Here is an 11,224-nt window from a genome sequence, read left to right on the forward strand (position 1 = left end):
AGGAGTTTTTCGATGAAGCCTAAAGAGATTTTTGACGTGAGTATCATTGGTGGTGGACCGGCGGGGCTTTTTTCTACGTTTTATAGTGGGTGTCGTGAGATGAAAGTGAAATTAATCGAATACCATTCAGTGCTTGGAGGAAAACTAAATGTTTATCCCGAAAAATTAGTTTGGGATGTCGGAGGGGTTGTTCCGACTCCGGCGCATCAATTAGTTGACCACTTAGTGAGACAAGCCAACACATTTCAGCCAGAAATTGTCCTGGATACAAAAGTGACTTCCATTTCTAAAGACGAGGTTGGTATCTTTACTGTGCACACGCAAACGGGTGAAGAGCATTACTCAAAAGCCGTTATCCTAGCGGTTGGAGGAGGCATACTGCAACCTACACGACTAGATATTGAAGGGGCAGAGCGCTTTGAAGTGACAAACTTGCATTATACGGTGAAGTCACTTGCTCAATTTAAAGGAAAACGCGTCTTAATTTCTGGCGGAGGAAATTCTGCGATTGATTGGGCGAATGAATTAGAAACGATTGCAGCTAAAGTATATTTGACGTACCGAAAAGATTTATTAAAAGGACATGAAGCCGAAATAGCCAAACTGCAAAAAAGCTCCGTTCAATGTTACTTGAACACCAAGATTGAAAAATTAATCGCATCACCTAATCATGAAACAATTCAACAAGTGGTGTTAAGTGATGAAAATCTAACCGAAACCCACTCAATAGACGTTGATGAAGTCATTATTAACCATGGTTTTGAAAGAGAAAGAGAATTAGTAGAAAACAGTCCCATTCCAATTGAAATGGCTTCTCCACGAACCGTGGCAGGCAATTCAAAAGGAGAAACGTCGGTTGCTGGGTTATTTGCCGCAGGCGATATTTTAGAACATGATGGCAAGTTGCGTCTTATTGCTGGAGCTTTTACAGACGGTGCTACTGCAGTTAATCATGCGAAATCATATATTGAACCCGATGCTAGTAATCGGGGGATTGTTTCTACGCATAACGAAATGTTCAAAGTAAAGAACAAAGAAATTTTCAGGACTATGCAATCTAATAAATAAAACAGAAAAACCTAAAAATCCATCGGTAGTATGACGATGGATTTTTAGGTTTAGCAAAATAACCTTATTTAGTTTTCTAAATTCTTTAAGAAATCAGCAAGTCGGTTAGAAGCGTCTTTAAATGCTTTATCTTCGTCTCGATCTCCTACACCAAGAATCATGACGATTTCTAACTCGTCCTCTGTTCTACCCGTAATTCGATAAATAACGCGAATGCCACTGCCTTTAAACTTCAATTCCTTACAACCATGCAATTTCATATTCCGTTTATTTTCAAGTTCTTTTCCAAGTGTATCCGCACGTATGCGTAACTTTGCTAATCCCTTATTCACATGTCCTTTTACGCTGCCATCTAGCTTATCGTATTCCCTTTGAGCCTTTTTATCGAATCGAATCTTATATCGATCTTGACTCATTTATTCAAATAACTCGTCATCTGCAATTTCATCCGGATCACTAGACATAATTTGAGCATAACTAACTTCCCCTACAGCTTCGCGTAGTGAGATAGAGTCTTCGGGATGGGCATCAGCATATTCAGCACGACGGGCAATTTCGTCCATATAAAATAATTCACGATAAGTTTCAAGCTCTTGATACATTTTAAGGTAGTATGCGTAATCTAACACAACACTGTCGAGCTTGTTGTTTGACAAAATGTATTGAGGTGAATTCTTTGCAGCAGCTCGTACTTTGCCGAACGTTTTAGAAGCAATTCCAGCTGCTGTGATTTGTTCATCGCTGAACTTAGGTCTTTCTGGAATATGAATACTCATCGTTATCAACTCCTTATTGTTTCATTTAAATAAAGTATACTATAAAATATTATTCGAGTACAGAAAAAAATCCGTATTATCATCCGTGTTTTCGTACGTACTTTGTTTCATTATGTTTTTTTACAGCTACAATTTTAATTTTTTTAGGAATGATCATACCTAGTGTCAATTAGTTATAGAAACAGAGGATTGTCTATACTGTTCATATTTTCTACTGTAAACATCGGATGATGACACACTTCACCTCAACCTTGAAACTAAGAAAAAAGAGTAGCTAAAGCTACATTTTTTAAAAAATTTACTCAACAATCGCCCGCGATTTTATTAGAATGAACAATTCATTTTGGAGTTATTTCTCTACAAGTCCCCATACATTTCCAAAAGGGTCAATAAGTTGGCAAATCCATACCTTATCTACTCCGAAAATTGGACCTCGGAACAGCAAACAATCATGTGATTTGAAATGCTTTATGGATTCTTTGATATCCGCTACACGCCAATATGTCACTTGTCCAGCGACACCAGATGAAATTTTATCATCACTCGGATGAATTCCAATAGTGGAGTTTGCTAAATAAAAAGCACAGTAATTTTCATTATCAAAATAAGGATTTTCACCGAGCAAATCTATAAACCATTGCTTAGCTTCCTGAACATCAGGAACAAAAAACAATACTTCTTCAACACCTAATATTCCATCCATATATTCCTCGTCTCCATCCTTATCCTGGCCCGTTTATTAAAGATTAGGCTCTCTTAATTATATAATTATTTAACCCGATGTCCCAGTAAGCCACTACATCATCAGTCGTGTTTATAAGTTTTCCATAAATTCATCATTTAAGTCCAGGAAAAAGAGAATTGTCGAAACTGTTTGCATTTCCGATCAAAATATCGATTTAATTTTACCTACTCCATAGAAATTTTTGCTATTAAAATCGTATTCATCTCAAATTTGAAAAAAAGGTATAAAAAAAGAGTAGCGCTGGCTACTTTTTCTAAAACGTTTACTCAAAAGCTGTCCGGATTCTTGAGTATATAAGTACACCTATGTTTGTTAAATTAAAATCGTTTATGTGTAAATTTGTCTTGAGTAAAAGGGAATTTATATAACGAATTATAGGATATTAAGGTATCTTGAGTTAAAATTAAAACCTTCTCACTATCCATCATTCCACTAGAATTGAGTTGTTTTTTAATAGAGAAGTCGTTTTCGCCTTCTTTATTTTTGAGTTCTTTCACTAACGTATATATAGGTGATTTCATTTCATTCGATATCGAACGAATGAAATCAAAATAATCATTGCTGATACAATGGCCTTCTACAAAACCCTCTGTTTGTTGACGGGCAAAAATATAAAAATTCCCTTCCTTTTTAACAAATGAGTGCTTATTAAATCTATCTTTCTCAATCAGTGAGCTTTTTTCAGATAGTATAAAAAAACTGAACGTAGTCATATCTTATCTTCTCCTTTCATTTAAAAATTTATCCCAATAGCGTGCATTAATTTCCTCTAAAATGCTTAGTAAACGATCGTCCATGTAAGTGTAAGGGTCGTTATTCAACATGATAAAACGCCTTTAAGTTTTCATCAAATGCTTTCCAAGTTAAGGCGATAGATGGTGCTTCCATATCCAATACAGTTTTTATTCCTTCTGCTACTACTTGTACTCTTTTTATTGGGTTATCTCTTTTACCAGCGGGGAAAATAGCTAATGCGTTTAACTCTTGATGACCATTTTCCCACGTCCATTTTCTTAATTCTAATTCACTAATTTGTTTTTTGGGAGGAATCTCTTTCCCTGTCCAATCACATATTTCGAAAAGTGGATATTTGTCTCCAGTCCCTTGTTCAATAATTCCGATGACCTTAAGGAGAATAAAATTCCCTGAAACTAATTCATAGCTAATGGCATCACCAGCTTTTAAAAATGTCTTGGTTACAAACCTCTTTGGAATTCTTTTAGCTGGTGATTGCGGGGACTGTAATTGTTCTTTTAGTTTCAGGAGAACAGATTCACGTTTTTTATGTAATTTTGGATCTTCTTCCCAACGTTCAAGGTCCACACCACTATCAATAATTTCAATTGCTTTATGTTTGACTTCTTCTTGAAGCCTTCCTAACTTCCACTGTATTAAAGTGAATGACAACCAAAAGACTGTAATTTCTTCATCATCTAACTCATGTTGAAATTCTTTAATTACTACTTTACTTGCTTCTTCATTCGAATAATTTTCTCCTAATAAATCCTTATATCTAAAACTGATATCTTCAGCCACATCATCGGATAATATTGCTACTCCCCAAACACCCACATCAACACTCCCAGATTTCAAAATGTAATTTTTTAAAAATTCAATGAAGAAATTCGAAGTACCTTATTCAACTAACCGTGCTCTAATTGTTCAAAAGCTCTATTTTTAAAAAATAGGTTCGTTTGTTGAAAAATAATCTCTCTTGATCACATAATTATTTAACCAACATGCTAAAAAGCTAACACATCAATAGTCAATTTTTAAATTACTTCTCATAAATATACCATTTAAGTTTAGGAAATAGAGGAATACCAATACTAATATACCCTCGCTTACCTTCTACTTTTGTAAGCGTCCAATATCAAAAACCTAGTTTCTTGAATCAATTTCATAAATCGCCCTTTTAAAAAAGTTTAGACGGTTTTTCGGACCATTTTTCCTGTTTTTAAAATTTAAGCGGCTGCTAAAGCACGGTTTCTAGCGACTTTCAAACGATCGCTCGCCAATCGGGACGCGTTGTAAATCAACGAAACGAGTTCAAAATGGACTTTCGCTTTCTTGCCTGTCCGGTGTCGAACATTATTCAAATCGAAATACTCCTTCAAGTAAGCGTTGACGCGTTCCACTGCGGCGCGCTGTTTATAGAACAGCGTCCATTTCAAGGAACCTACCAAAAAACCATGAAAGCTTACCGGAAGGTAAACTTATTGAAATTAGAAGAGTGGATGCTTGTCTCCTTGACAGAAAATGAAGCACGAGATGTCTTGGAAATCGTTGAGGCCAGGTATCAGAACGCTACCCACAGTCTTCTGTTCTCAATTTGAACCAGACGGTTGGTATGAATAAATTGGCGAAGCAACGTTAACTGATGCCATTTTCGACCGGGTGATTCATAGTTCGCACTCCATTTTCATTGACGGAAAGATTTCTATGCGAGAGAGACTAGGGATTCACTCATAAGAATAAAAAGACCGCCCGAGGGCTGCCTTTTTATTCTTATGAGTGGTTCTCTGATGTCCGGAGTGGTTTTTAAACATGTCCGCCCTGGTTCTATTTCATGGCACGACTGGTCCTCGAGTTTGTCCTTCTTCAATGATTCATTGATACTAAAGGGTTCACTACTTTAAAAATCATGGATAACATCGGTTGTTATAGCAAATAGATTTTTTGCAATTTATTTTAAAGAGGTATCAACTACCTTAATAATGCACCATTTTTTTAAATATTAAGATATTTTGAGTAAGCAATTGTATCTAAAAAAGTTGATTGTGGTCAACACCAGAGTCATCAGAATATGCCTTTACCCTCTTGTATCTTAAATTGGAATATACCAAATTAACCGATACGTAAACAGGAACTTTAAGAATATTAGGTAATAGAGAGGTTTAGGTAAATAGTCATAGGCATAAATATTTATATAAATTATTTAAATGGGAATAAAATATGCATAAATACATATTTTATTCCCACTTAATCTGTTAATTTATTATTTATAAGTTAAATGTCTAGGAGGAATAATATGTTAAAAAGTAAGAGTTTTATATTGGGTACTATTATAGCTATTTTTTCAATAACTTTAATATTTACAAATGGTTTGCAAATTGACAGTGCTTTCAGCAACGGAGGGGACATTGCTGGAGATTTATTTCCGAATACTGAACTTCCATTCGAAAACTAGGTTGTTATCTTTTCTAAGAGATAATTAGACTTATTTTCTAATAGAATATTTGTGTATAGATCAAGATTTAGCAATCCAAAGAAGAATTGAGCACTCTTGTAAGAGGAAGTAATATCTTCGAAAGAGAAATCAAGCTCTTCTAATAAAGAACCTCTTTGATAGTAAAATTGGCCAAGAAGGGACATATTGGCTGTTTCAATTGAGATTTTGATTCCTTGATCAGTATACAAAAGAGAAGATGCGTAGTCCTTCTTCAAATAAAGTAATTTCCCGAAATTGTAAATTACTTTTATTTTTAAATTTTCTGCTTCTTGAGTATTTAAATCTTCATCTAATATGCTCTGATAAATCTCGATACTCTTATTAAAGAAGTTATTTTCTGCATAGATGTTGGCAATTGAATTTTTAATATGAAGATTTAGAAGGTTGTCCATACCTGGCATTTTTTTTCGCAACAAGAGAAGAAGTTCTGTTTTGCAATTGTCAGCATCAATTCTTTTTAAATAATAAGCAGCCATATAATTTTGCCATAAAAGAAACTTTTTTGTTTCAGGATGGAAGTTTTTTTCTTCTAACAGCAATTTTTCAACATATTGAAGAAGCTTTTTATAGCTCTTATTAGAAGACATAGCCCATATCTTGTTTTTAATTGTCTTTGTCTCCTCAGCTTGTTCATGAGTTAAAATTTCAAAGAAATAATTGACCGAAAGTTGGAGTTTGTTGGCAATTAAATAGAGCAAATCTATACTCGGATAGAACTCACCCGCTTCAATTCGACTAATTTCTGATTGGCTGCACATACCTTCAGCTAACTGGTTTTGCGTTAACTTTTTTGCTTTACGAATTCTTTTTATTTCGGATCCTAATCGTTGTTTATCAAGCACACCATCACCTTTTTCCTATAAATTTCCATTGCATCATAGATAAATCTTACTTTAAGTTTTAATTAAAGCAAATTCAAATGTTTAAAGAAAGATAATTTTGGTAAAAATCGTGTAAACAAAAATCACTATATAATCAAAACATTTTATTTCTGTAATTAGATATTTTGATAGTTTTTTCAATTATTTTGTTGAAAAATAAAAGTTATTCAATGTCGATAGGAAGTGGCCGAATGAAAAAATGGGCTATAAGAATTATTTTGTTATTAGTTTTAGTTATTTTTTTATATATTGGAGGAAGAATTTTTCAAGATAGCACAAGAGGAATCGTAGATGTTGAAAAAATTAAAGGTATTAGTATTAACCAAGAAGAAAGTTCAAGCATCCCTTCAGACAACTTAGTCTTAGAAGGAACTATTGACGCAGGAAATTTCGAAAAAATTTCTTCCATTTCCGCATTAAAAAAAGAGGGAGTTATTTACGTTTATATTAATACCGTAAAAGGCATTTCACTATCGAATAAATTTAGTCAATCTCTGGATAATGTACTTGTTAACTATGATAGTACAGAGGTTAAAGAAATTGTATTGATCAGTGGACCTGAAATAATTGTAAAGAATACAGGTGAGGGTAACGTAGATTCTATTGAAGTTAATAATTTTACAAAAAAGAAATTAATAAAAGACTTTACTAAACAATAAAAAATATTTCTTAGTTCTTAAACTTAGGGGAGGTGATTTTTTGAAAAAGAAATTAGGTTTAGGTATTTTTAGCACAATTTTTGCAGTATCTTTGCTTCTAGTATCAACAATGCCTGCATTTGCAGCTCAGGGTCCTTGGAGTTCAGCGTTTAAGTATGACATTAATGGAATTTCTTCAGTTGGAACGAGCAATGCGTCCGAGGGAGGCAATTATCAATTAAGGGTTGTGTATGCAACTGGTACTATAGTGGGGAATAAATCATACTATTTAGGTACTAACAAAAGCGCATCGTCTACATTTTATGGAACTCCTAGTCGAGATAAAAAAGGTATGGTTTTAGTTAGTCCACAATACTACCATAGTCCATGGTTCGAAGTGTAAAACACAAAGTAAAGAACGGTATATTAATATCGTTCTTTACTTTTTAATTTGGAGGACATATTTTATGAATATATTTGAGTTGAAAAATTTATCAAAAAAATTTGGAAAAAGAACTATATTTAACAATGTAAACTTAAGCGTTTCTAATCCGTCCCACATACACGTTTTAATTGGCAAAAGCGGACAAGGGAAGACAACTTTACTAAATATCTTATTGGGTTTAGATACAGATTTTTCAGGCGATTATTACTTATTAAACCAAAATTCTAAGAACATTTCAAAAAAAGAGTGGAATCGTTCGAGGACTCATGATATTCAAATTGTTTTCCAAGATTATAAGTTATTAGAGAACTTTACGGTCTATGAAAACATTTTTTATTCAGGTGATTATACAGAAGAAAATATAAATAATATTCTAATTGAAATGGATATAATAGATTTATCTGGAAATTTAGTGAAAAACTTAAGTGGTGGACAAAAACAAAGAGTAGCGATCGCAAGAGCTGTTATTGGAAATCCTAGAATATTATTACTAGATGAACCAACAGGTAATCTAGATGGAATGACATCAGCCAAAGTAATGCAATACATACAAAAGTTACGTTCTAAAGGAATTTTGGTGTTTCTAGTAACTCATGATCCATCAGTTATTCAAATGGCAGATGTTTTATACGAGATAAAAGATGGAAAAATTACAGAAATCAAAAATGAAAATTCAACTATTAATATTAATAGCAACGAGAGTGTGATATCAAAAGAACCTCTACAAAATTATTCCTCTAAAAAACATTCTTTATCCTATGCTATAAAAAATTTAACGAGAACTAAAAAAAAGATTGGCTTCTTAGCTATTCCTATAATTATGATTTTATGTAGTTTTGTTTTATCTTTTACAGCATATCAAGCCTCATCTGTAGAATCATTTGATAAATTTTTTTCAGGTATAGGTGAAAGAACTGTTGTTTTAAACACGCAAGAACTTAATCAGAGCACCGTAAGTGAAATTCAAGAGAAAAATATTAGTTCTCAATTTGATGGAATGAGAATCGGTTTTTCAGAAGAGGATTTACAGGAAGTTAAGAAAATTGAGCAAGTTGAAGATGCCATTTTAATAACAGGAGACGTTGAAACAAATTATGATAAAGACAAAAATATTTTTGATGAAAGTATAACCGAAGAAGACTTCCCAAATGAATTAAAGAAATATACTGGATATTTCAACGATATACAGGAAATAAATTTTTCTTTTACGGCATTACAAGTTCCTATGAGCTATATCCCTAATTATAATGTGAAAAACTTAAATGTTATAAAAGGGAGCTTTCCTAAGGATTTAAGTAATCAAATACTGATTCCTGACGTCTTTGCTCTTACACTAATACAAGATAGCAATTTCAGCAAATTAATTAATAGAGAAATAACATTAGATGTAGAATCTTTTGAGAAGAGAAAGAAAAAAGTTAACTATGTGATTGCAGGAGTATACGCCACTGATTATGAGCAAACTTTAACCACTGATTATCGCATTTACACAAGTTATTTTAACCAAAGCGATCAAGAAGGGTATCTTAAGGATGAAAGTTATGAATACTTCACAAACGTCTTGAGTGAAAATGAGCAGACTCAAAAGTTCAATGAGGAGATTACTAAAGACTATCCTTCATTTAAGAAGGCGGTAGGTACTGGTTCTAACGAAATGATAGTGGTAGCAAAATCTAAAGATCAACTTCCTACTCTTCACAAAAAACTACAACAACAATTTCCTTCGTATCATTTAGTTTCCCAGTATGATATTAAAAACGGAGAATTGTCAAACATATATTCTTCATTGATGAAGAGATTGGTAATAGGTTCAGCTATTATTGCGTTAATTATTGGAGTTTTAGTTGCTTTTTTGAATAAAGGCCATATTAATGATAGAAATAGAGAATTAGCTATATTGTATAGTATGGGATATTCAAAAAAGAATATCTTTTCAATAATTTCCTTTGAAACACTTTTATTATTTTCTGGATACTTATTTATATCCTATGTAGCTGCTTTGCTAATTAATGAGTTTTATTTAAGTACTACACCATACTTTTTACTGTTCAAAAACTTGTTATCTCTTAATATTTTAATTTCAATAGTTTTTTTAATGATATTAATTTTAGTAATTTCAATAATTTGGGGTGTGTGGGGTATTAAGCAAAAATCTTTGAAAAAACATTTGAATTCTAGCAGTTAGTTTTAATATATGCTTCTTGTTAGAAGTGAAAAATTTTCTATTATTTTTTTGAAAAGCTGTCATTCGAAGTTGTAGAATGCAATATATTGTAATGTGATTTTGCGAAAATTTAAGTACAGAATGAAAGAAGGCTTAACTGTTACCAAATGGTAAATTGAGTTTTCTTTCTTATTGTAGATTATCATATTAAGTCGAACGGTTAGAAAATAAAATAGCTCAAGTGGGTACACCGTAGTTAACGCGAATCAACTAAAGGAGTGTCCCAAAATGAGCAATGCCCACATGATATCATGGGAACGTGTGCTAATCGAGCGTTATTGCCTCGAAGAGAAATCGTTGTCCTATATGGCGAAACAGTTGAAACGAAGTAAAAGCACCATCCACTATGAATTGAAACGCTGTAAGCCATACAACGCTCTGTTGGCACAGGCTGATTACGAGGCCGAACGTGAAAACTGTGGCGCTAGACGATCGGTCAATCAAGAAGACGTCGATTATATCCTGTCCAAACTGAAGTTGGGCTTGTCACCAGAATGCCTCGTTGGACGGCACTGGAAAACGCATAAGAAACCCTTTCCAATTAGTGTCTCGAGCATCTATTGTTACGCGGCACTTGGCCTGTTCAAGCTGTCCCCAAAGCTTCTGATCCGTAAAGGACAGAAGTTGAAAAACAATGAAGTGGTGATCCGGGGCAAGCTGCCTCGTCTGAAAAAAATCCATGCACGTTTGGCGCCTCGAAGCCAAGTGGCCATTGGGAAGTCGACACCGTCATCGGCAAGTGAATTACAATACGGCCTTTGAGGTATTCATAAATTTCTTACCATGTTCGACTTGAATTGACAATTTACATATACATAAAAATCTGTTGCTGTACTGCCTGTAATGTCACCTATAGGAGATGCTGAAATAGTCAAAGAGGGGGAAGTATCTACATCAATGATTCTTGTACTTTTTTTTGAATTATCTTTTTGTTTGCTTTTTACTTCGTTCTTTTCAGTAATACCGAATAAACTTTTAAAACACTCATAAGTCCAGCCCCTTTTTGGATTGTATTTAATTAGTACCTAATAATAAGTATTGCTATTCGTTTGATTAATTATAGACTAGTTAGTTAATTATATGTAAATTTTTTCTATAATGGTCTTAGTAGATATTTTATTTATTAGTAAGGTAAGTCTGAGTAAAATTTAAAACACAATTCATGAATCATATTACTATCAAAAACGATGGTTTATAAGAGTCAGAGAAGAAGGA

11 protein-coding genes and 3 pseudogenes are annotated in these 11,224 nt (G+C 33.2%); 7 read left to right on the top strand and 7 right to left on the bottom strand.

What is annotated here, in order from left to right; genetic code table 11:
• Window positions 1–12: 12 nt before the first annotated feature.
• A complete protein-coding gene (locus I858_RS16640) occupies window positions 13–1,068 on the top strand; it encodes an NAD(P)/FAD-dependent oxidoreductase (protein ID WP_049694995.1) in 1,056 nt (351 codons plus the stop codon).
• A 68-nt stretch (window positions 1,069–1,136) separates the two neighbouring features.
• On the opposite strand, the gene I858_RS16645 is transcribed toward I858_RS16640, so the two are convergent.
• The 6 genes and pseudogenes from I858_RS16645 to I858_RS16670 form a co-directional block, all read right to left on the bottom strand.
• A complete protein-coding gene (locus I858_RS16645) occupies window positions 1,137–1,484 on the bottom strand; it encodes a type II toxin-antitoxin system RelE family toxin (RefSeq protein WP_049694996.1) in 348 nt (115 codons plus the stop codon).
• Window positions 1,485–1,844, bottom strand: coding sequence for a hypothetical protein (locus tag I858_RS16650; protein WP_049694997.1), 360 nt, complete (start codon window positions 1,842–1,844; stop codon window positions 1,485–1,487).
• 349 nt (window positions 1,845–2,193) lie between these two features.
• Window positions 2,194–2,547, bottom strand: coding sequence for a VOC family protein (locus tag I858_RS16655; protein WP_049694998.1), 354 nt, complete (start codon window positions 2,545–2,547; stop codon window positions 2,194–2,196).
• A gap of 359 nt (window positions 2,548–2,906) precedes the next feature.
• Window positions 2,907–3,302: a hypothetical protein gene (locus I858_RS16660; protein ID WP_049694999.1), complete on the bottom strand. Its 396-nt coding sequence runs from the start codon at window positions 3,300–3,302 to the stop codon at window positions 2,907–2,909.
• Between the two features lie 100 nt (window positions 3,303–3,402).
• On the bottom strand, window positions 3,403–4,161 hold the full coding sequence (locus I858_RS16665; RefSeq protein WP_049695000.1) for a hypothetical protein: 759 nt from the start codon (window positions 4,159–4,161) through the stop codon (window positions 3,403–3,405).
• 392 nt (window positions 4,162–4,553) lie between these two features.
• Window positions 4,554–4,769 (bottom strand): annotated as a pseudogene (locus tag I858_RS16670) (transposase); the annotation flags it as partial.
• Here I858_RS16670 and I858_RS16850 point away from each other — a divergent pair.
• A pseudogene (locus I858_RS16850) lies at window positions 4,767–5,061 on the top strand (ATP-binding protein); the annotation flags it as partial. The pseudogenes I858_RS16670 and I858_RS16850 sit on opposite strands and share 3 nt — an antisense overlap.
• Window positions 5,062–5,620: 559 nt before the next feature.
• On the top strand, window positions 5,621–5,779 hold the full coding sequence (locus I858_RS17100) for a hypothetical protein (protein ID WP_156108911.1): 159 nt from the start codon (window positions 5,621–5,623) through the stop codon (window positions 5,777–5,779).
• Here the strand turns inward: I858_RS17100 and I858_RS16675 are convergent.
• Window positions 5,776–6,663, bottom strand: a complete 888-nt coding sequence (locus I858_RS16675) for a helix-turn-helix transcriptional regulator (RefSeq protein ID WP_038704976.1) — start codon at window positions 6,661–6,663, stop codon at window positions 5,776–5,778. The genes I858_RS17100 and I858_RS16675 overlap by 4 nt on opposite strands.
• Window positions 6,664–6,893: 230 nt before the next feature.
• On the opposite strand from I858_RS16675, the gene I858_RS16680 reads away from it, so the two are divergent.
• The 4 genes and pseudogenes from I858_RS16680 to I858_RS16695 all read left to right on the top strand — a co-directional run.
• Window positions 6,894–7,361, top strand: a complete 468-nt coding sequence (locus tag I858_RS16680; RefSeq protein WP_038704975.1) for a hypothetical protein — start codon at window positions 6,894–6,896, stop codon at window positions 7,359–7,361.
• Between the two features lie 40 nt (window positions 7,362–7,401).
• Window positions 7,402–7,743, top strand: coding sequence for a hypothetical protein (locus I858_RS16685; protein ID WP_038704974.1), 342 nt, complete (start codon window positions 7,402–7,404; stop codon window positions 7,741–7,743).
• Between the two features lie 64 nt (window positions 7,744–7,807).
• A complete protein-coding gene (locus tag I858_RS17565; RefSeq protein ID WP_049695001.1) occupies window positions 7,808–9,970 on the top strand; it encodes an ABC transporter ATP-binding protein/permease in 2,163 nt (720 codons plus the stop codon).
• A 267-nt stretch (window positions 9,971–10,237) separates the two neighbouring features.
• Window positions 10,238–10,749 (top strand): annotated as a pseudogene (locus I858_RS16695) (transposase); the annotation flags it as partial.
• Between the last annotated feature and the right edge of the window lie 475 nt (window positions 10,750–11,224).

The organism is Planococcus versutus (assembly GCF_001186155.3).
GTDB lineage: Bacteria > Bacillota > Bacilli > Bacillales_A > Planococcaceae > Planococcus > Planococcus versutus.